This window comes from Citrobacter sp. S-77, from assembly GCF_963864895.1.
In the GTDB taxonomy this organism is placed as follows: Bacteria; Pseudomonadota; Gammaproteobacteria; order Enterobacterales; family Enterobacteriaceae; genus Citrobacter; species Citrobacter murliniae.
This window is the reverse complement of sequence record NZ_CAWLWU010000002.1, coordinates 2,281,582-2,303,179: the sequence shown is the minus strand read 5'-3', so window position 1 is coordinate 2,303,179 and position 21,598 is coordinate 2,281,582. Positions and strand designations below refer to the sequence as shown.

Genomic DNA, 21,598 nt, shown 5'->3' with positions numbered 1-21,598 from the left:
GCAGGGGAAGTGGGGGATCAATCTGTTGATTTCGTCGGAACGATCACATTGTGCGCAACATTTTCCTCCAGACATCAGAATTAGTAATGTGAAATATAAATTTCAGCCATATCAATGATGACCATCTTTATTCTTCTAACGGTAGGGGTATTATTTTTTGCGAACTACATTAACGGTTTAAAGCGCAAGTGTAGATATTATCTATATTATAAATGGAGTACTACAATGAATAAATTCTCCCTTTCTACAGCAGGTGTTCTGGTCGCAGCGCTGTTAACCAGTGTAAGCGTCAATGCAGCAACTGATAACGCTAAAACTGAAGTGACTCCGAAAGGCATGAGCTGCCAGGAGTTTATTGATTTGAACCCGCAAACTATGGCTCCGGTTGCCTTCTGGGTACTGAATGAAGATGAAGACTTCAAAGGCGGTGACTTCGTAGACTATAACGAGACTATCACCACTGCAGTGCCTCTGACCGTTGAACTTTGCAAAAAACATCCGCAAAGTGAATTAAGCAAAATAAAAGAAGAAATCAAAAAAGAATTATCTAAATAAGATTAAGCATGTATTAAAGCCCAGCCAAAGTGCTGGGTTTTGCTATTCGTGACAACGTCACCAATTTGTTTTGTAATACTTAAGAAAACTTTATAAAGATATAAACTCCGGTGCCGATACTGGGTAAAAGTTAGCCTTTTACAGAAGGAGTTTGTATGGCCTGGTATCCTACTCGTATTTCAACGCGCTTAACCATTGGTGGCATTCTGCTGCTTGCAGTTACCACTTTGGTTATTGTTGCGATTATGCTCTGGCGCGGTCAGCCGCGCGTCGTTGAAATCAACACCGACCTGATCGAAGAAACGGGGCAAGGTTTAACCCGTCAATTGAGTACCGTTCTCTCTCGTATCGAGGGCGAAACCGTCAGTCTGTCACGGCTGGCTGAAGTTCTGCCCAACGATGAATCTTTGTATCAACGTGTCGTACCGCACCTGATTGGTGAAGATAACAATTCTATTATTACCGGCGGTGGGATTTGGCCAGAACCTGATGCGTTTACCGCTGGCGTGGAGAAGCGTAGCTTTTTCTGGGCGCGAAACGCTGAGGGTAAACTGGATTTTTCCAATGATTATAATGCAGAAGGATCTGCTGGTTATCACAATGAAAGCTGGTACCAACATGCGAAAGGCCATTCGCAAAACAGTTGCCTGTGGTCTGATGTTTATCAGGATTCAAGTTCTGGTGTAAATATGGTGACCTGTAGTATCCCGTACCAACTGTCGGGCAAGTTCGCCGGGGTGGCTACCACCGATATTCGTCTGGATAACGTCGCCACGTTTATGCAACAGCAGGGAAACAGCACTGGCGGTTATGCGTTCGTGGTGGATAAGCAAGGGCAGCTCCTCTACTTCCCACAAGCTGATAATTCGAAATTTAAAACTTTCAGCGAGCTGGCGCGCAGTGCGGAATGGCTCGCGCCGGTGGAAAATGGTCTGAAGTCACTTCGCGCGGCTGACGGCGTGAAGACCATTACGCTTGAAAACGATAACGTGCTGAATACGCCATCACGGGTGATGCTGTTTCCAATGGCAGATACCGGTTGGGTTGTCGGTCTGGTGACGCCGGAATCACGTATTGTTGGTTTAGCCAAAGTGATGATGCAGGACGTGCTGGAGGTATTGATCCCTGTTATGACGATCCTGTTGGCAGGATCCTGGCTGGTGGTTCGCAGGCTGATCTCGCGTCTGGATGATACCCGCCGTGCGCTTGATGACATTGCACAAGGGGAAGGTGATCTGACCCGCCGACTGGATGTTCGCGGTAAAGATGAGATATCGGCTATCGCAGAGGCGTTTAATCTGTTTGTTGATAAAATTTCAGCCATCCTGATCACCGTCAGAAGCAGTAGCGTGGTGGTGGCAAATAATGCGGTCAGCCTCGCGGACAGCAATATGGAACTCTCTTCACGCGTGACGCAGCAGGCTGCGGCACTGGAAGAAAGCTCTGCCGCGATGGAACAACTTAATGCGACCGTTCATCAAAATGCGAGCAACACACAACTGGCTGATGAGTTATCTGATAGCACCGCGCAAACGGCTAACCGATGCGGAGATGTCATGCAGGGAGTTATCTCTACTATGGATAATGTCAGCAACTCTTCAGGACGAATGGTGGAAATTGTCGCGGTCATCGACAGTATTGCATTCCAGACAAACATTCTTGCTTTGAATGCCGCAGTCGAGGCAGCCCGGGCAGGCGATGCGGGCAGAGGATTTGCCGTTGTTGCATCGGAAGTTCGCACGCTGGCGCAGCGCAGCGCGACAGCCGCCCAGGAGATTAAGGCGTTGATTGATGAGTCGGTTTCTCATGTTGGCAGCGGTAGTCAGCAAATCCATAATGCCGGTGAGCGTCTGGAAGAACTGGTCAATAATGTACGTCAGGTGCGGCAATTGATGGGTGAAATTCGTGTCGCAGGCGAAGAGCAGCGAAAAGGGGTTTCCGAAGTCACGCTCGCCGTTACCGAAATGGACAGCACCGTCCAGCAAAACGCATCGTTGATTGATGATGCTGCCGCACGAACTCAGGTATTGAAAGAAGAGGCGGAACAGCTGGCCACGCTGGTTTCTTCGTTCAGATTGCCCGAGCCGGTAATTGCCTGATAACGACAATAAGAACGCTCTTTCGAGGGCGTTTTTATTTTATGGCACGCCAGCATAGTTAAATCCTTTATAAGGTTGCTTAATCTGCCGGATGGGCAGGCTGCTTTTGCGACCCGCCGGTTTGACCGTCAGCAGGAGATGCGTATTCCTATGCAAAGTCTGGCGGCACTTACCGGAGCCAATTACCAGATACCTGGTGCTCTCGATTACCGGAGCTTTTTACGTGCGACCCAAATTTGCACCAATGATGTCCGGGAGAAAGCAAAAGCCTTTGAACGGGTTGTCTTCAATGTGGCATTCAACAACCGGGACGATCATCCGAAAAACTTTGCTTATTTGATGTCGGCAGATGGCAACTGGACCCTGGCTCCGGCGTACGATGTTACATACTGTGAAGGACCAGGTGGCTATCATCAAATGGATGTGATGGGAGAGGCGCTGGATATTGAAAGAAAACAACTCCAGAGACTTGGCGAAAAAGAAGCCGAACTATCTACCGAAAGAGTGAACGAGATTATCGACAGGGTCAGTGAGTATGCCGCGGCATGGAGTGACACAGCCAAAGACAAATTCCCCGAGCAGATCACACCTGCCACCCTGAAGACTATTCAGAAACAAATTAATGAAAATATCCGCCGCTTAACGGTGTAGCGCCAGCGACGGACAACACCTAACGCCCCCAGCGGTCGCGAATATAGGTGACCGCATCCTGGGTTTGCGGCTGGTTAAGGTAATCTTCTCTGAACAGGATCGTGCCGTTAATGTGCGGGTCAGACTCGTTTAAATCGAGCTGTTTCTTCAACTCCGGTACTCCACCTTTCACAGCCCAGTCTGGCTCTTTCGATGACCGTTCTCCGACTTTATACAGTGCTACCCCAATATACAGACGCGTATTGGTTGATTTCACGACATCAGCCCACCATTTTGCCAGCACATCATAACGCGCTGCATCGCGGGCGAAAGGCCAGTAAAGCTGTGGTGCGATGTAATCCAGCAATCCTTGTTGCACCCAACGGCGCGTATCGGCATAAGACTCATCATATGCTGCTGCACCCCGAGTGTCGGAACCTGCCGGATCGTGCGAACGGTTGCGCCATACACCTGCCGGACTGACGCCAAATTCCACTTCAGGTTTCATTTTTTTGATAGTCTGCGAAACCTGCTCGATTAACCGTTGCGTGTTATACCGCCGCCAGTCGGCTTTAGAGTCAAATCCCTGGCCATACTTTCTGAAAGTCTGAGTGTCGTTAAGCGCAGAGCCAGGTGACTCGGTGTAGAAATAGTCATCGAACTGCACGCCATCGACGGGGTAGTTCTCAACGACTTCCGCCACGATACCGGTGATCCAGTCTCGTACTTCCGGAATGCCTGGGTCCAGTACAAAACGTTCGCCAGACGTGCGGATCCAGTCCCGGTGCAGGATATAGACGCTGGATGGATGTTGGGTCAACGTCCGGTTTAATTCTGCTACCGTTGCGGGTTTGGTGTTGACGGATACGCGATAGGGGTTAAACCAGGCATGCACTTTCATGCCGCGTTTATGTGCTTCGTCGAGCATAAACTGCAGCGGATCGTAACCAGGATCCTCACCAATATTCCCTGTCAGAGTGTCTGACCAGGGTAAGATTTTAGATTTCCAGAGCGCGGTGGCGTCCGGTTTTACCTGGAAAAAGACGGTATTGATCCCGAGGCGTTTCAGATTATCCAGCTTATCCGTCAGGGCTTTCTGCTGCTGACTAATGCGCACAGCTGGTGAACTAATGTTTACCGAGGATATCGGCGGCCAGTCCAGACGGGAAACGGTCGCCAGCCAGATGCCGCGCACGGGTTCCTGGCTGCGTTGCGGTGTTGTCACCGGAGGTTGCAGAGTGGTTTTCTTCCCGGGAGGTTCTGAAGAACAACTGCCGAGTAAAAGCATACTGCCAACGAGCGCAGCAAACCATTTTGCGTTGGATACCGGTAGCATATTGCGAGAACGGGCGATGAGTGTCGCCAGCTTTTTTTGATGATTACCTGAAAAAAAACCGGGTGCTGACATCTGATATGGCTCTTATTTCTTATTAATACGGCTGTTAGCCCAGGGATCAATAGCAGGCGCTGTGGTGTTTTTTGGGGCTACATCGTGTAAGGAATCAAGATACAGCGCTTCAACTTCAGCGCGGGCCCACGGCGTACGACGCAGGAATTTTAAACTGGATTTAACGCTCGGCTCGTTTTTAAAACAGTTGATATTAATAAGTTGGCTCAACTCAGCCCAACCAAAGCGCTCAACCAGCGCATTAACCTGCATTTCAAGCGTTACGCCATGTAAAGGGTCTTTAGATAGATGAGCATTCATATGAAGTCCAGTTCAGTAGTTCCAGATTGAGTGATTAGCGCAGCAGGCTTGCGAAGCGAAAGGTTACAAGAAAGCCGGGCAACCAGCAATGGCATAAACAGGCATGGTGCTTGCTAATGAACACCATGCCTCCTTACGCTTAATCAATACTCTTTAAATGCCAGTTCCAGGCGGGCGATCAGCGGTTTGAACAGATAGCTTAAAAATGTCCGCTCTCCGGTTTTTATCGTCACGCTGGCGGGCATCCCCGCTTTAATTTTGTAATCGCCCAACAATCGCGCACCTTCAGAAGAAACCTGCACTTCTGCAAGATAATAGGGCTGCTGAGTGGCTTCATCGATTAGTCGATCAGCCGAGATGGTCAGAACACGGGCAGGCACTGACGGCAAAAGTGCATGGTTAAGGGCAGGGAACAGAACATCCACTGTTAATCCCGGCGCCAGCTTATCAATGGCATGCACCGGTATTTTGGCATCGATTTGCATCGGTTGTCCGGCGGCGACAATATCCATCAGATGTTCGCCAGGTTGAATAACTCCTCCGACGGTACTGACTTTAACGTCCAGCACGATACCGTTAATCGGGGAGCGAATTTCCGTGTTATCCAGCTCATGTCGGGTTGAAACCAGTTCATCTTCCAGCATGGCCACTTCTTTCTGATTCTCGGTAAGTTCAGACTCTACTTCCCGCAGATATTGATGACGCACCTGATAGGCTTTAATTTTCAATTCATTTTGTTGTGATTTGAGCCTGGCAATGTTCAGAATGTCTTCTGAGACACTACTGGATATTTCAGCGGCCTCGCGCTCAAGCACCAGCAATTGCGCTTTGGGATAATAATTTTTTTCACTCAGCGCACGAATAGCGCCTAATTCCCGGCTAATCAGATTGAACTGGCGATCGCGATAGCCTTTTATTTTATTTAAATTATCCGTTTGTCCCACCAGGCCATCGAGAGTTTCCTGAATCATCGATAATTCATCCTGGATTGTTTTACGTCGCGTATCAAAGAGTTTGGCTTGCAGGTTTCTGACATCAGCCAGACGTTTATTGCCGGAAAATTGTTGTGTCAGTGCCTCATTAAAAGCGATCGCCTCCAGACCATCTCTTTCCGCCAGTAACCGGTCTTCAATACTTTTTGCTGAAATATATTGGGCATTTAATGCGCTGAAGCGCATATCAAGCTGCATTTTATCCAGACGCACTAACACCTGGTTCTTTTTAACGACGTCACCTTCCTTAATAAAAATATCGGTTACCCGTCCGCCGCTCAGATGTTGAATTGTCTTCCTGTTGCTCGAGACCGTCACCGTGCCGTCCGCGACCACACCAGCATCAAGAGGAGCTTGAATCGCCCACAGTAAGAAACCACCTACACCGAGGGCAATGACAATTATCCCGCGAATAATCGGCGTCCAGATATTAGTATCAACACCAGCAGCGTCAGTATGGTCAGCAATTTTGTCTTTATTTTTCATCTTCATGCCTCGCGTTTTTGTTCATTGTTGGATGAAGAAGACGTTGCAACCGGTTTTAATATATTGGCCTGCCGTAGATTGGCAAAAACCTGGTCGCGGGTACCAAATTCCTGGATGGCTCCGTCATTAAGAAGCAATACCTTATTGACCACGCCGAGTAGTGTGGGTCTGTGTGAAATAATGACGGTGGTTTGCCCTTGTGTACGCAAGGTATTAATAGCTTTGATGAGGGCGAATTCACCGGCGTCGTCAAGATTGGCATTCGGCTCATCAAGTACAATAAATGCAGGGTTATTGTAGACTGCGCGCGCCAGCCCAATGCGCTGGCGTTGACCGCCAGAGAGCTGGTGCCCGCCAGCACCCAGTAACGTGTCGTACCCCTGGGGCAGACGCAGGATCATCTCGTGTACACCTGCCAGTTGCGCCGCAGCGACAATCAGTTCGCTATCATTTTTCGTGAAGCGGGCGATATTTTGCGCAATAGAGCCATCAAACAGTTCAACATCCTGTGGAAGATAGCCAATCGAGGGGCCGAGCAATTCTTTGTCCCACTGGCAGATATCTGCGCCATCCAGCCTGACTTTTCCCGATAACGGTTTCCAGACGCCAACCAGAACTTTAGCCAGCGATGTTTTTCCTGATGCCGAGGGGCCAATAATCCCCAGCACTTCCCCTTGTTCGAGCTGAAATGAGATATTACGCAATAGCGGAGCATGCTGGCCTGGTGCCGCTGCGAATACGCTCTCAACGCTGATATTCCCTTTGGGTCGCGGCAGGGGCAGTACGTCTTTGGGCGCCGGGTATTCTTTAAGCAGGTTTGATAACTGGTGCCACGCACTGCGAAATTGCACGAACTGTTTCCAGCTTCCGATAACCTGTTCGACCGGGTTCAGGACTCGCCCAAGAATAATGGACGCGGCAATCATCAGGCCCGGAGTAATATGGCCGCCGATGACCAGTAAGGCACCGGCACCCAGCGCAATAGATTGCAGCAGTACCCGAACAAAACGACTCAGACTGCTTAATCCCGCCGTTTTATCTGCTATCTGTGTTTGCAGTACCAGTACTTTATTATGCTGCTCCTGCCAGTTGGATTTCAGGGTGGAGAGCATTCCCATAGCTTCGATAGCATCGGAGTTTTGCAACTGTTTATTCAGTTTACTGGCATTAGTGATAGTTAACGCATGGGCTTGCTGGATAGGGCGTTTGGTGGCAATTTCTGATACCAGCGTCAGAATAAATAACAGAGTTATTCCACCGAGCGAAAGATATCCCAACAGGGGATGGACAATAAAAGCGATAAATAGATAAATCGGCGTCCAGGGAATATCCAGTAACGCAAACAAGCTATTGCCGGAGAGAAATTGCCGGATCTGGTCAAGCTCCGCTAAAGACTGCGCGGGGTTGTTGTCACCGGTGGCAACTTTTCGTTTAAAGGCCGAATTAAAAATCAGTTGGCTCAATTTCACATCAAGCCGGTTACCCAATCTAACCATAACCTTTGAACGGGCAGATTCGATCATGGCAATGATGATGTATAAGCCGACAATCAATAAGGTTAACATTAACAATGTGGTGGTGTTTTTACTCACCAGAACACGGTCGTAAACCTGTAGCATATAAATTGCCGGCGCCAGCATAAGCATATTAATCACACAACTAAAAAATAACAGTACAAGAAAAGTGGGTTTCGTTCCTTTTAATGCATCATTCAGTTCTGTTGGCGTATGCTGGCGCGACATGGTCTTCTCCTTATACGATCAATGAACTATTGCCGTTATTACTGGCAAGTGTGGTTGGGAGTTCCAGGTAAAAATCACCGATATTAACGGTGGTTGAATTCACGCCCACTAACGTAATGGTGTCAGCGCCGATGGTCACGATGGTGTTGCCATTGCTTCCGGTGATGGCAACGCTGCTGGCAAAATTACCCGCGTTGATACCAAGGAATACCAGATCAAGATAGTCCTGGCCGCCATTTGGGTTACTGTCAAAGCCGGTAATGCGGTCTTGCCCAAAGTTTGATCCGAAGGCAAAAATGTCATTTCCGGCACCGCCATCCAGATTGTCATTTCCTTCCTGGCCATTGAGGATATCGTCGCCGTTCCCACCGGAGAGCGTATCGGCACCAGCACCGCCAATCATGACGTCGTTACCGTTTCCACCCTGCAGGTTATCGGCGCCATCTCCACCATCAAGGAAGTCATTTCCGACGCCACCAAACAACTGGTCGTTGCCCCCCATACCAAACAGTTGGTCATTACCGGCCCCACCTGTGATGATGTTGGCAATCCCGTTCCCGGTACCGATAAAACTGCCGGTTCCGGTAAATACCAATTCTTCAACGTTATCGCTCAGGTCATAACTGCTCAGACTGGTTCGGACAACATCCGTCCCGCCATTAACACCTTCGATAACTACGTCACCAAAATCATCGACGATATAGGTGTCATCTCCGGCTCCGCCCGTCATGCTGTCTGCACCCAAACCACCATCAAGCATGTCGTTTCCTGCATCACCTTGCAGCGTGTCTTGTCCTGCTTCACCAGAGAGCGTGTCGTTACCAGCCCCGCCAACTAACAGGTCATCACCCGCACGTCCAAGCAGGGTGTCATTACCGCCTTCACCGCGCAGAATGTCACTCCATGCAGTACCTGTCAGTGTGTTACCGGCGTTAGTCCCCACAATGAGGTCGCCAACAGGCTGAGTAGTTGTTGATGTCAGAACAACAGGGGGGTTACCTTCGTCATCAATGACGGTGACAACCACTTGTAACGTCCGTCCAACCATCGCCTGACCGGGTGTGTAGGTGGCCGATGTCGCGCCGATAATATTGACGAATCCGGTCGGGGAACTCATTCTCCATTGGTAGGTGAAATTGCCTCCGCTCAGGCCGTCGGCATCAGCGATGCCTGATACCACGGCGGTAAGCGTCAGGCTTTCAGTCGGCGTCAGGTCATTAATCACTGGCACGCCGGTTGTCGCCTGATTGCGTGGCATGATCGCCTGGGTTTGCGCTGATACTAAGGTTTCAGCATCGCCCATCCGATCGTTGAAACTGGCGACGACGCGCAGCGGAGCACCCTGAATAGATCCCGGCACTCTGAACTCCACCCCGGTTGCCTGATCCCGCCACTGGCCGTTAACAAATGCCTGCCATGTCATCGTGATTGCCACATCCGCAGCGAGGCCGTTACCATCTAACAAGTTCGCCAGATTAACGCGCAGTAAGTCGCCCACAGAAGGTGCAGCATTATTGATTGCAAGGTCGCCAGTCGCTTTTTGCGCCGTTACCCATAACTGTTCGCCGTTACCAAACTCCAGTTTTTCGATGTTCAGTAAACGGTCAATACCATCATTAAGATTTAAGGCGGCATCTGGTGTTGCGTGGTCGACCCGGAGGCTTCCATCTGCCATACGGGTAAAGGCATAGTTGCTGCTAATGTCACGGTACACCGCAACATCCGTTTCTGTGCCATCACCGTCATGCAAGATTTCACGCACAATTGACAGTTGATTCGGTTTCAACGTTCCATCCAGCATGTAAGATTTCAATTCGGCCATACTCTCGGCACTGGTGAGACCTGCCATACCGGTTACGGCAATGCGCACATTCAGCCAGGCATCGCCATCGATAATGTCATTACCAGCCTTACCGGTTATACGGTCGCTGCCGCCGCCACCGAGTAAAATGTCGCTACCATCATCAGGATTCAGCAGAACCGTATCAGGGTTAGCGGAACGCTCTACGCCCAGGATAGCCTGTAGACCGTCAATTCTGTCCGCACCTTCCTGAGTCAGGTTGTTGGAAAGAGGAACACCCTGAACCGGGGCCGTACCGATGGGCTGTTCAGTGCCGGTTAACACATCGTTATGTTTCCATCCTGATAGCCCTTCAACCAGGTCAAAACGGTCACGCAGAATAAATTCTTGCTGGTTCACGAAAATAGGGATCCCGAGGTCAGAGTTAGCGCCGTTCGGATCGCCTTTATGGATAGCCCAGTCAAAACCCGCCATACCATTATTTCGTTGAATGCCCGCGCCCTGAACCATTATGTCGTCACCGGCTTCACCATCGTAGTCAGTGTCGTTACCCTGACCGTTCAGGACATCATGACCAATAATAGTGCTGTTGAAGAACAACTCAGAGTTATCACCAGCGAGCGTGTCAAATCCGTCACCACCTTCCAGCCAGTCGTCGCCTTCATTACCCAGCAGGAAGTCGCCACCCGATCCTCCCAGCGCAAAGTCGTTATCCTGCCCAGAGAAGACTTCCTGTGCATCTTCGCCTACCACCACGAAGTCACTGCCAGTGCCGCCAAAGACCAGATCGTTACCGTTGCCGGAGAAAATAACATCGTGCCCGGCATCCCCATGCAGGAAGTCGGCATCGCCAACGGGCGTACCGGTGTCTGTAATGATGTCATTACCGTCACCGCCGTGGACCACATCCGCTTCATCGCCACCGTCAAGACGGTCATCACCGCCGTCACCCCACAGGCTGTCGATACCTTTACCACCGATTAACGTATCGTTTCCGGCGGTACCACCGAGCACGACGTGTCCGTCGCCGGTATATTTAAGGTAACCACCATCCGCAAAACCATCACCGTTCACATCGGCACCGGGATCACGACGTACCAACAAAGGTGAAAGCAAATCTTTCAGTGGGTTACCCCATTTAGGATCTATTTCCGTTTGCAGTACACGGTTCACCTCGAATATATGATCTGGCGTCTGGAAGAGGTTGGCGGGGAGGTGAGAGGAACCGTTTTCACCGAGGTCGCTGTTACGCATCACCAGGGCGGAAAAAGAGTTCGCCTCCAGTTCATTGAGCAAGTTAAGCCCCTGAACGCGGCTCAAATAGTAGAAACGGTCGCCGTCCTGCAACATTTCCATTTGTGTTTCAAAAACAAAGTTGAAGGTCGAACCGAGCATCCCGCCAAATTCGTTTTTACGTTCCGCCAGACCACCGATCCAGAAGTCGACCATATTCAGGCCAGATTCTTTGGTGGCCCATGCACCGGTACTGTTGAAGAAGTCCATTGCGTCAGCTGGCGGGGAGTTGTTGGCATCACCAAACAACAAAAAGTTTACCGCCGCGCGTTTACCTTCAAGGGTGGTGGCGTTAAGAATCAACTCATGCTGGCCGTAGGCCGCCATAAAGTTGATGATTGAAGCGGGGTTTTTCAGGTACGTCGTAAAATCAGCCCAGCTGGTATATGGCCGTAGCTGAGAGTCTCCGCTTAATTCAAAGAACTGCTCGCGAGCCTGGTTTAATGTCGGCATTGCCGTATCCCGGCCACGGGCAATGTTAAGCGCACCTAAATCAAGTGGCAGCCCAATCAGGTTATTACGCAGGGCATCAGTAATAAACTCATCAATTTCGTTGCCAACCTGCCGCGTCATGCCACGCACAATTGCGCCGATCGCCTGATCGTCAGTAACGGTGACACCGTTAATTTCATTAAATGCAACCGGGTTTAGGAACGCGGCAATCAGGCCGATATCCCCGCTTTGCATATCGATGTCGGTACGGGCCACGGTTTCTGTGAGCATCGAATGTCCAAAACGGTAAACCACATGCGCAAACTCAGCAAAAATCAGTGGATTAATATCCGCCGTATTAGAGAAGACAAACGGATCGACAGCGGGTTGTACGGTACGCGCAAACTCCTCAAAAACGAGGTGCTGATACTGCATTTCCGTGGAGAAGCGCCCCGCCTGGAATAGATACTCACCATTCCATACCAGGGTACTGGTATCTGCCGGTAGCTCAGTAATTTGGTGTGACGGCATCAGCCACTGATTAATAAGAGCAATATCACCCGTTTCCAGCAGGGTAGTTTTATATTGTTCGACCAGGCGGTTATGTTCGCTGTGAAATACTGCGTGTACAGCGGTTAAACCAATGTTCTCGTTACCACGTCCGTCGCCGGTGATAAAGTGGCGGTTGAGCAGTTCGTTATCATAGGTGCCGGCAGGTTGTTCACCCCCAATGGCATTATCACTATCAGCCACAAGACCTGATTTTGGCGCTGCAGTATGTGCAATATCATCGAGAAAAGCATGCCCGGTTCGGAGCGTTCCATCCGGTAATAGACCACCGTTAGCTTCGACTAACCCGCCAGTGGTAACAATCTGTACTTTACCATTTTCACTTAAAATCAAATTACCGTAGCGGTCAGTCGCCAGAAGTGGAACATTAAAAACATCTTGATCGGTGAGTTTAATTCCCAGCAAACTTTCGGCCTGGTTTTTAACATCAGCCCAGGTTGCCAGTCCGCCATTAACTCCGCCTAATAAATTACCAGTAGGTTCCGGTTTACCGTCGATTAATACGTACTCACGGATAAAAATCTGATGCGAAGGGTGGGAGGTATAGGTTTGGTTTTGATCAATGAATGGAGTGGTGAGGTTTACAGTTTCATGGTTTTCATCAACTTGTGCCCGAGTTAATACCATGAAATTTGTCGGCGATCCTTTTACGTATAAAGGATCGTCGGGTTGCAACGGAATGAAGACAATGCCATTTCCTCCTTTTGGTATTAAGTCCAGCCCATGGTCAAAAAACTGACCAAAAAAGGTCATCCAGCCATTAAAAGCAGGGGAGAGACCAATATCTGGAGACTGGTTTGGAATGGACAAACTGCCATTTTCCGAAGTGGTTCCTCCTCCGGGAGCATTTTTTAATGAGTTGTAAACTTCCAACGCAGCCGGGTTAGATGCCGTTTGGTCAGATATTAAATTACTGATAACCCGAGGGTCAGCATCAATAACCGTCCCACCGATTTGGGTGTAACTGGTCATTTGATCTGCGTCCTGCCAGTTCAGTGCTGTTAACCGCGGCATAGTCTGATCGGCTGAACCGTATAGCTCCTGACCCGGCAGTAGGTTATTCCATGAACCATCAACAGTGCGTAGCCCATACGGTAACAATGGGCTGGAGACTAACTCACGAAGTTCATCACCATTGATGGTGCCGTCAGGGTTAGTTGCGGCTTCTGATATTTTGATCTGCTTGAGAATAAAAGCGAGATCGTGCAGTGTGACAGTAAAGTCATATTGTGAGGCCATAATAATTACCCCTATCTTTACCTTAATTTAGCTATCATCACTCAATTCTTCTGTTTACAAATTGACATGAGAATGAGTCGTATTTGATGCTTAATTGTTATTACGTCTTTTAAGTCCATTTATTTAATGACTAAAAATATAACTACGTAATTAGAGGTATTCTCCTGAGCTTTATACCGGTCGTAATAATACATTCACCTCACTTATGAATTCAGTTTCAGCGAGTTGCAGGCAGCCCTGAACCATTGAATCTGCAGGCATATTCAAGGCACACGGGGTGGGAAGAAGACGATGTCTTGCAATGTTTAATTTTGTTGGGGTTTTTATCTCACATTACATTTTTGTTATGATCATAACTATGGATTTTCCTGGACCGACTTCACTCATACTTTATTATGAATAAGATTAAATTTTCATTTCTTTACATTTCAATTGATGTCAAATTATTTTTACACTGAATCGGGCTTAAAAAGAAAATAAAAAATGAAACAGCAGACTGTAATAAACGTCTGTACTGTTGAAGGCTTTTTTTAAAAGGGAAGGGATTATGTGAAAAAGGAGAGAACCTCCTGCCAAATCAATAAATCGGGAAATTTAACGATTTGACAGAAGGTTAACCTGAAAGATTAAGCAACGTTTCGTGTGTGACCGGCAAGGACCGCCAGCGCATCGCTGTTCTCGATAGTGATATATTTGCCTTTTACCGCCAACATGCCACTTTTCTGGAAACGACCCAACAGACGGCTGATAGTTTCGACCGTCAATCCAAGGTAATTACCAATATCGCCACGAGTCATTGTCAGACGGAATTCGCGAGGTGAGAAGCCACGTTGTGCGAAACGACGGGACAGATTGTAGATAAAGGCCGCCAAGCGCTCTTCCGCATTTTTCTTTGACAACAACAGGATCATGTCCTGATCGCCTTTGATCTCGCCGCTCATCAGACGCATCATCTGCTGACGCAGGTTAGGCATCTTACCGGACAGATCGTCCAGAGTTTCGAACGGAATTTCGCATACCATTGAGGTTTCAAGCGCCTGGGCGAAACTTGGGTGATGGCCGCTGCCAATGGCATCGAAACCAACCAGGTCGCCAGCCAGATGAAAGCCGGTAATTTGCTCATCGCCCTGTTCGGTAATGGTGTAACTTTTTATCGTACCGGAGCGGATCGCATAGAGTGATTTAAGCTCATCACCTGCTTTAAAAAGCGTCTGTCCTTTTTGGATAGGCTTTTTGCGCTCGATGATGTTGTCGAGCTGGTCAAGCTCATGCTCGTTAAGTGTGAACGGGATGCAAAGCTGGCTGATGCTGCAATCCTGGCAATGGATAGCACAACCGCCAGACTGAATGCGCCGTATAATTCGCTTTTCCGGGATCATAGGTCTGCTCAAGCCGTAATTGATATTTGTCAATTTTAACATCTTTTTGGTGAGCACGTAAGCCTGAGCTACTCCCAATAGAGAATAATTCAGGCATAAGCTGGTTGAATGTTTGTATCTATCTGATTAACCGCATTTTATTTGAGGGTGTTATATGTGGAAGTGTGATGAATAAGGCATTTATTGCCTGGATCCTAGAGAAGCAAATAGCCTTCGTGGCGCAACAACCACTCTTTTCGCTGCACACCACCAGCATATCCTGTCATTGTGCCGTTACGTCCAATAACGCGATGGCAGGGGACAACGATACTCACCGGATTAGAACCATTCGCGGCACCAACGGCTCTGGCTGCGCCAGGACGCCCCAACTTCTCTGCCAGTTGTCCATAATGCATCACCTGTCCGCACGGGATTGTGCGTAGTGCTTGCCATACTTCTCGCTGGAAAGGTGTTCCCGCGGTCGCGGTTTCAAGCGAGTCAATGATGCTAAGGTTTCCTGCAAAATAGTCTGACAGCTTGTCGCTCAACCCGCCGGGATTTTTGACGGCACTACGCCGATAACCCTCAGTACGATAATGAATATCCAGTAGTTGTTCCATGCGATCACGGTGCTGGTCCCATTCCACGGCGCGCAGGCGAAACTGCTCGTCACAAATAACCCACAGTGGCCCCAGTGGCGTTGCGATAGTGTCTTCAAGTAAATTCAGCATCCGTTTCTCTCATTACAGGCGCGGCAATTCAGCGGGATCACACAATATCACGCCATTGATATACACAGCTATACCCCCTTAGATCCACTATTGAACTCCTCGTTATCTATGCGAATTATTGGAAATTACCGTAAACCGTTGTCCGTGTAATACTGCGCGGTTATGATAATGGCCGTCGCAAAAACGCTGGAGGATGAAACATGAACCTTGATGATGCATCGCTGTTTCTTGAGGCAATGGGGGATGTTGAACCTCTGAAAGGCTGCGCTGATGTTCACTGGCAACCTGTACGAAACCTGCGTACTCCGGCACGTATCGATACACTGCAATTAGATAATTACCTCTCGACAGGCTTCCTCGATATCGTACCTCTAAGCGTACCACTGGAGTTTCGTCGCGAAGGTTTGCAGCATGGCGTTATCGACAAGTTGCGTACCGGAAAATATCCTCAGCAGGCGAGCCTCAACCTTCTGCGTCAGCCCGTCGAAAAATGCCGTCAGATGCTATTCAGCTTTATTCTTCAGGCACAACAGGATGGTTTGCGTAACGTACTGGTTATTCATGGCAAGGGACGTGACGATAATTCCCATGCCAATATTGTACGCAGTTACGTGGCGCGCTGGCTGACGGAGTTTAACGATGTGCAGGCCTATTGCACCGCACTGCCGCATCATGGTGGCAGTGGAGCGTGCTATGTTGCGTTACGTAAAACGGCGCAGGCAAAACAGGATAACTGGGAACGTCACGCGAAACGTAGCCGCTAACTGATTCAACCTCAGGCTGCCAGCACTCTGTTCCTGCCTTCATTCTTGGCTTTATATAGCGCGTCGTCCACGCGCTTGAATAACTCATCAATGCTTTCGTTAGCTTCGTGACGTGCCACGCCGATGCTCACGGTAAAGCGGGGCAGACCAGGAAGAGTGACCCTGGCTACCGTCGCGCGTATCACCTCAGCAAGATTAATGGCGACATCCAGAGACGTACGAGGCAGCAGCAAGACAAACTCTTCACCACCCCAGCGAAAAATCAAATCGTCTTTTCTCGCGCAAGATTCCAGCGTGCGAGCCAGAGCGCAAAGCACTTCATCTCCTTTTAAATGACCGAAGAGATCGTTAATGCTCTTAAACCGATCGGTGTCGATCAGCAGCAGGCTGTAATCCTGAGTTAATGATATAGCGTGTGTCTGTTCGGGCTCGGTAATTTGATAAAAATGTCTGCGGTTAAGTAACCCGGTCAATGCGTCATGAAGGGCTGCCCGTTCCAGCTCCTGTTCCAGGCGCTTTTGTTCAGTAATATCATGAATGATGCACAACATGAGTTTGTTGCCGTAAATCTCAATGGGACCGGCGTAGGTTTGTACGTGACGGGTGCTGCCATCAGCAAGTTTATGAACAAAATGTAAGGGCTTATGGCCACCAGGCAAATGCGCTATTTTGTGCATTACCGGTAGTATATGACGGCCCAGCATATTTATTTCCCAGGTGTGTTTCTGGCACATCACGTCATGGCTGTAGCCATAGAAAGTTAGCGCGCTCAAATTCGCATCGACAATAAGCCCATCGCGTGAGGGGTCGATGAGCAACATCGGCGCTGAGTTTGTCAGAAAAAAACGCGCGTAAAACCCTTGTTTCTTACGCTGATAGGTAGCGGAACGACTGGCTTTCAGCCCCTGTGCGCTGGGGGTCTCAATACCTTCAAAAAGGATAACATCACCAACGTTGGCGAGAGTTCTTATAGACAGGCGGCAGGACAGTGCTATTTCCGCGCCATCCCTATAAACGGTGATAATTTCTACAATGTCGTGATGATTTCTCAAATCACTGAGATACATCGGCAAATCCGCCTGGGCATGGGTCGAGAATATTCCCCTCCTGAGTCGGGAAAAGCTCGGCTCAGGCATTATTTCCCGCGCAACGGCATTGGCGAATACCAGCTCTTCGGTGTGGGGCAAAACGATCCAGACCGGAATGGTTAATAAATCCAGTGAATGCAGTTCAGTTGTGCTCATCGATAATCCCGTTATCTTTATATGCTGTGTTGCCGGTTTAAGGGCGAATAAGAGCCTGTCCCATTAGGTTATTTTATTTGCCATTTTGGCCCCGACAGAGTTCTAAATTGGCTGCAATAATGTACGCCTACTGGGCCAGGCTCTAATTCTTATTGTTCACGCTCACAATGTTATTGATTGACGGTGAGATAATGGCTGTAAGACTGGTTTAGTTTTAACGGTACTTTCTGTTTGCAGCAACTCATGGATTCTGTGCGCTGGCAGCGGCTTAGCAAACAGGAAACCTTGTAATACTCCGCACCCCATTTGGGTTAGCAACGCTTCCTGTTCCGGAGTCTCTATTCCCTCAGCAACAACGCACATATTCATGGATTGGGCTATGTCAATAATAGTAGACACGATTTTTGTGTTCTTGTTGTTTTCGCTAATATCTTTAACAAATATTCTGTCGATTTTTAATTCCCGGGCCGGGAGAGATTTCAACATCAATATATTTGAATAACCAGTGCCGAAATCATCAATAGAAACGATGATCCCAAGAGCAGAAAAGGCATTCAATACTTCCACACTGCGTTTGAGATTTTTAAGCGCGGTACTCTCAGTGAGTTCCAGTGTTAATTGCGCAGGTGAAAGTTGATATTGTGCCAGAGCGTTGCAGACAATATCGACGATATCATGTTGTTCAAACTGCGCGGGTGAGAGATTCACCGCGAGAGTCCACTCTCCATGACCCTGAGATTTCCACTGATGCAACTGGAAGCAGGCCTGCTGGAGAACCCAGGTACCAACAGGAAGTATCAGACCTGTTTCCTCAAGTGCAGGCAGAAACTCAGCAGGCAACAGCACACCGCGCTCAGGGTGATGCCAACGCAGTAACGCTTCAAAACCGGCCAGCGAATGATTGCCTGCGGTATATTTCGGCTGATACCACAACTCAAATTGATTCCGCTCAAGCGCTTGCGACAGTTCCTGTAAAAAGGTGGGAGGCGTAGCGGCAATAGTCTCCATTTCCGGTGAATAAAGCGCCCAGCCGTTTCTGCCAGCCTGTTTGACATGGTACATCGCCATGTCTGCCTTCACTTTGAGCTCATGCAGCGTTGAACCGTGCTCAGGATAAATACTGCTTCCTGCACTTAACGAGACCCTGATAGTGCGTCCGAACAGTGTAAAAGGTTCTTTAATGACACTGGCAATTCGGGTAAGCAGGGCGGAGATAGCATCTTTGTTACTGTCGGGCACCAGAAGAATAAACTCATCGCCCCCCAGTCTTGCGAGTGTCATGGTGTCATCAAGGCATGTATAGATCCGTTGAGTACTGGCAATCAGTAGCTGATCGCCAATGTGATGCCCCCAGGTATCATTGACGACTTTGAACCGATCGAGGTCGATAAAGACCAGCGCAAAGCGTTGTTGATGGAGTTTGGAATGCCGCAGGCAGGCCTGCAAACAGGCGTCGAATTGCGCACGATTAGCCAGGCCGGTCAAAGAATCGAAGTGTACCTGATGCTCAAGCTGGCAGTTTAGCTGATGCAGATTGTCAGCCAACCGGGATGTACGCAGTTGAGAGTCCACCATCGAGATAACCAGCATAATACCCAGAATTACCAGAGTAATGGCTGACACCCAGATGGACAATTCAAGCGTACCGATCCCGTCGTTCTGACCGTGCCCTGCGTGCGTGAAGGTCGCCGCCCCCATCCCGGTATAATGCATGGAGGCGATTGCCAGCGCCATAATCAGCGCGGCAATAAGTCGGTTAATCAATACACGTCGGGTATTTTGTCGTAAATGAAAAGCAAGCCATAAACCGACTCCCGATGCGCCAACAGCAATGATCACCGAGAGCAGTATAAGTGAGTAATCCCATGTAATGGCGGCATGCTCGATAATGGCGGCCATGCCGACGTAATGCATAGTCACCACGCCGGTGCTCAATACGCTTGTCGCGATGGCAAGCCGTTTTATCGATAACGTCTTGCCAGAGATCGCAATATTAATAGCGAGGGTTGCGCTGGCAAGCGCGATAAAGAAAGAAAAGGCGGTGAGGGGAACGTGATAGTTTATGGGCATGTTCATTTTCATGGCCAGCATGCCGATAAAGTGCATTGACCAGATCCCCATGCCCAACGTTGCTCCACCAGATAGTCGCCAGAAGGTAGATTCTCGTCGACTGGATATAGCAACTTTGCCCGCACTATCGAGAGCAATAAAAGAGGCGATAAAAGCGACAACAAAGGAAATCCCAATCAATACAGGGTCCCACGAAACGTGCAACATCATACTACCCATCGAAAAAAAGCCGTGATGATAAATTTAGCAGGTTTTGTCCAGTTAACCTGGTAAAACCAGGAGCGCTCTTATTTTTTTACCCGCAGTATTAGTTGAAGCATGCATAGCAAGCCAATACCCATAGTTTACTTATATAAGCATTAATTAAATTTATAGGTTTAGAAGGGAGGGCTTAACCCGGCTGGCATTACAAAACATCGACAGCCCGCCAGATTTTCATCGTTATCAGGATAAAATACCAAGCTAGCATAAACTGATGGCGTAATACTGTGACTTAAGTGAAAAGGCGGCATGCTCTAATTGAATGTTCAGGTTTCGTTATGGAGTAATGGCAATCTACATCGCAGATGCTATAAAAATAATACCCGCATTATTCCTTGATAAGCAGGATCATATGTTAAATAACATCAGTGTCAGGACGTTTATTATTTTATTTCTGGTGTTCACTCTTGTTATCGTCAATGTCGTTGAATTCATATTATCTGCCGGACTGGATGTAATTATTTACGCTAATATTGTAAATGCTATTTCTATATTATGTCTGTGGTGGTACATGACAAAATACCTGGTGGTGCCGATCAATACCGTAAAAAGGAGTATCGAAGAGGTTACATCAGGGAATCTGGCAATCAGCATTCCAGAATTCGGAAATAACTGTGCAGGTCGGCTCATTCCCGGTATTAATAGCTTGTCGAACAATATTTCATCCTTAGTCAGTGAGATAAGAACGTCCTCAAGAACTGCGCTGACGCTCTCAGAACAACTCGCCGAGCGCAGTGCTGAGCTGTCAGTTAAAACGGAACAGCAATCAGGGGCATTAATGCAAACAACCGCAAACATGGATGAAATCGCAGTCAGCACACGAAATAATGCGGATAACACGCAGATGGCCAGCGCTCAGGCTAATATCGCGACGCAATCCGCGCGTCAGGGCGGCGAATTAATGGTGCAGGTAGCGTCAAATATGCGCTCTATTACTGAATGTGCGGAACAGATGACGGAAATTATTACGCTGATAGATGGCATTGCATTTCAGACGAACATCCTGGCACTGAATGCCGCAGTGGAGGCAGCAAGGGCAGGTGAGCATGGTAAAGGATTTTCCGTGGTTGCAGGTGAAGTGAGAATACTTGCACATCGTAGCGCAGAGGCGGCAAAAAATATTAAACGGCTAATTGATGAGACACATTACAATGTTCAGCAGGGTGCAGCTGTTGTGCGCGAAGCAGAAAAAAATATGCAGGACATTGTCGATGGTGCCGGCCAATTAAACCAGTTGATGGGTGAAATACTGACGACAACGCAGGAGCAGGAAAAAGGGATCACGAAGATTACCCAAGCCCTGGCTGAACTGGAAAATGTGACCCAAAGCAATGCCATCATGGTCGATGAATTATCTGACTCTTCAGGTATTCTGAAAAGTCAGGTGAATGACCTCCAGTCCCGAACACATAAATTTCGCTTGAGTACTATCTCAGTGGCTGATCCACTCACACAATCCAGAGGCAGTTCTGTTGTAACAGGAATAAGTCGACGGGATAGATATGGTCATTCATTCTAATCCTGCTGTAAAAGCGCTGACATCGTCGGCGCTTTTTACTTTATCTGAACATTTTTCTGAATCATTTCAGCACAATGGGACAATGAGATATTGCTTAACATATT

General features: G+C 48.6%; 13 protein-coding genes and 1 pseudogene. 5 read left to right on the top strand and 9 right to left on the bottom strand.

Going from position 1 to position 21,598, the window contains the following annotated elements:
• Positions 1-225 precede the first annotated feature (225 nt).
• The 3 genes and pseudogenes from hdeB to AACS05_RS11450 form a co-directional block, all read left to right on the top strand.
• Positions 226-555: an acid-activated periplasmic chaperone HdeB gene (gene hdeB, locus AACS05_RS11460; RefSeq protein ID WP_045442905.1), complete on the top strand. Its 330-nt coding sequence runs from the start codon at positions 226-228 to the stop codon at positions 553-555.
• Positions 556-710: 155 nt separating this feature from the next.
• Entirely contained in the window at positions 711-2,654 is a 1,944-nt protein-coding gene (locus tag AACS05_RS11455) for a methyl-accepting chemotaxis protein (RefSeq protein ID WP_045442902.1), read from the top strand.
• Positions 2,655-2,735: 81 nt separating this feature from the next.
• Positions 2,736-3,305 (top strand): annotated as a pseudogene (locus AACS05_RS11450) (type II toxin-antitoxin system HipA family toxin); the annotation flags it as partial.
• 19 nt (positions 3,306-3,324) lie between these two features.
• Here the strand turns inward: AACS05_RS11450 and AACS05_RS11445 are convergent.
• The 7 genes from AACS05_RS11445 to ogt all read right to left on the bottom strand — a co-directional run bounded on the left by AACS05_RS11445 (position 3,325) and on the right by ogt (position 15,636).
• Positions 3,325-4,692, bottom strand: a complete 1,368-nt coding sequence (locus tag AACS05_RS11445) for a glycoside hydrolase family 10 protein (protein ID WP_045442900.1) — start codon at positions 4,690-4,692, stop codon at positions 3,325-3,327.
• 12 nt (positions 4,693-4,704) lie between these two features.
• On the bottom strand, positions 4,705-4,992 hold the full coding sequence (locus tag AACS05_RS11440) for a VF530 family protein (RefSeq protein ID WP_045442897.1): 288 nt from the start codon (positions 4,990-4,992) through the stop codon (positions 4,705-4,707).
• A gap of 143 nt (positions 4,993-5,135) precedes the next feature.
• A complete protein-coding gene (locus AACS05_RS11435) occupies positions 5,136-6,470 on the bottom strand; it encodes an HlyD family type I secretion periplasmic adaptor subunit (protein ID WP_052369278.1) in 1,335 nt (444 codons plus the stop codon).
• 2 nt (positions 6,471-6,472) lie between these two features.
• Positions 6,473-8,212, bottom strand: a complete 1,740-nt coding sequence (locus tag AACS05_RS11430) for a type I secretion system permease/ATPase (RefSeq protein ID WP_045442891.1) — start codon at positions 8,210-8,212, stop codon at positions 6,473-6,475.
• A 10-nt stretch (positions 8,213-8,222) separates the two neighbouring features.
• A complete protein-coding gene (locus AACS05_RS11425) occupies positions 8,223-13,547 on the bottom strand; it encodes a peroxidase family protein (protein WP_045442888.1) in 5,325 nt (1,774 codons plus the stop codon).
• 626 nt (positions 13,548-14,173) lie between these two features.
• Positions 14,174-14,926: a fumarate/nitrate reduction transcriptional regulator Fnr gene (gene fnr, locus AACS05_RS11420; RefSeq protein WP_003020397.1), complete on the bottom strand. Its 753-nt coding sequence runs from the start codon at positions 14,924-14,926 to the stop codon at positions 14,174-14,176.
• A 194-nt stretch (positions 14,927-15,120) separates the two neighbouring features.
• Positions 15,121-15,636, bottom strand: coding sequence for a methylated-DNA--[protein]-cysteine S-methyltransferase (ogt, locus tag AACS05_RS11415; RefSeq protein ID WP_045442884.1), 516 nt, complete (start codon positions 15,634-15,636; stop codon positions 15,121-15,123).
• Between the two features lie 200 nt (positions 15,637-15,836).
• Here ogt and smrA point away from each other — a divergent pair, with 200 nt between their 5' ends.
• Complete coding sequence (gene smrA, locus AACS05_RS11410) at positions 15,837-16,400, top strand: DNA endonuclease SmrA (protein ID WP_045442881.1); 564 nt, start codon at positions 15,837-15,839, stop codon at positions 16,398-16,400.
• 11 nt (positions 16,401-16,411) lie between these two features.
• On the opposite strand, the gene AACS05_RS11405 is transcribed toward smrA, so the two are convergent.
• A complete protein-coding gene (locus AACS05_RS11405; protein ID WP_045442878.1) occupies positions 16,412-17,644 on the bottom strand; it encodes a GGDEF domain-containing protein in 1,233 nt (410 codons plus the stop codon).
• 162 nt (positions 17,645-17,806) lie between these two features.
• Entirely contained in the window at positions 17,807-19,921 is a 2,115-nt protein-coding gene (locus AACS05_RS11400; RefSeq protein ID WP_045442875.1) for a putative bifunctional diguanylate cyclase/phosphodiesterase, read from the bottom strand.
• Positions 19,922-20,327: 406 nt separating this feature from the next.
• On the opposite strand from AACS05_RS11400, the gene AACS05_RS11395 reads away from it, so the two are divergent.
• Positions 20,328-21,494, top strand: coding sequence for a methyl-accepting chemotaxis protein (locus AACS05_RS11395; protein WP_045449608.1), 1,167 nt, complete (start codon positions 20,328-20,330; stop codon positions 21,492-21,494).
• Positions 21,495-21,598 lie beyond the last annotated feature (104 nt).

Coding starts and splice junctions, on each gene's coding strand:
- AACS05_RS11405 (WP_045442878.1), bottom strand. CDS start 17,644: ATGAGCACAACTGAACTGCATTCACTGGATTTATTAACCATTCCGGTC.
- AACS05_RS11425 (WP_045442888.1), bottom strand. CDS start 13,547: ATGGCCTCACAATATGACTTTACTGTCACACTGCACGATCTCGCTTTT.
- fnr (WP_003020397.1), bottom strand. CDS start 14,926: ATGATCCCGGAAAAGCGAATTATACGGCGCATTCAGTCTGGCGGTTGT.
- ogt (WP_045442884.1), bottom strand. CDS start 15,636: ATGCTGAATTTACTTGAAGACACTATCGCAACGCCACTGGGGCCACTG.
- AACS05_RS11435 (WP_052369278.1), bottom strand. CDS start 6,470: ATGAAAAATAAAGACAAAATTGCTGACCATACTGACGCTGCTGGTGTT.
- hdeB (WP_045442905.1), top strand. CDS start 226: ATGAATAAATTCTCCCTTTCTACAGCAGGTGTTCTGGTCGCAGCGCTG.
- AACS05_RS11395 (WP_045449608.1), top strand. CDS start 20,328: ATGTTAAATAACATCAGTGTCAGGACGTTTATTATTTTATTTCTGGTG.
- AACS05_RS11400 (WP_045442875.1), bottom strand. CDS start 19,921: ATGTTGCACGTTTCGTGGGACCCTGTATTGATTGGGATTTCCTTTGTT.
- AACS05_RS11445 (WP_045442900.1), bottom strand. CDS start 4,692: ATGTCAGCACCCGGTTTTTTTTCAGGTAATCATCAAAAAAAGCTGGCG.
- AACS05_RS11455 (WP_045442902.1), top strand. CDS start 711: ATGGCCTGGTATCCTACTCGTATTTCAACGCGCTTAACCATTGGTGGC.
- smrA (WP_045442881.1), top strand. CDS start 15,837: ATGAACCTTGATGATGCATCGCTGTTTCTTGAGGCAATGGGGGATGTT.
- AACS05_RS11430 (WP_045442891.1), bottom strand. CDS start 8,212: ATGTCGCGCCAGCATACGCCAACAGAACTGAATGATGCATTAAAAGGA.
- AACS05_RS11440 (WP_045442897.1), bottom strand. CDS start 4,992: ATGAATGCTCATCTATCTAAAGACCCTTTACATGGCGTAACGCTTGAA.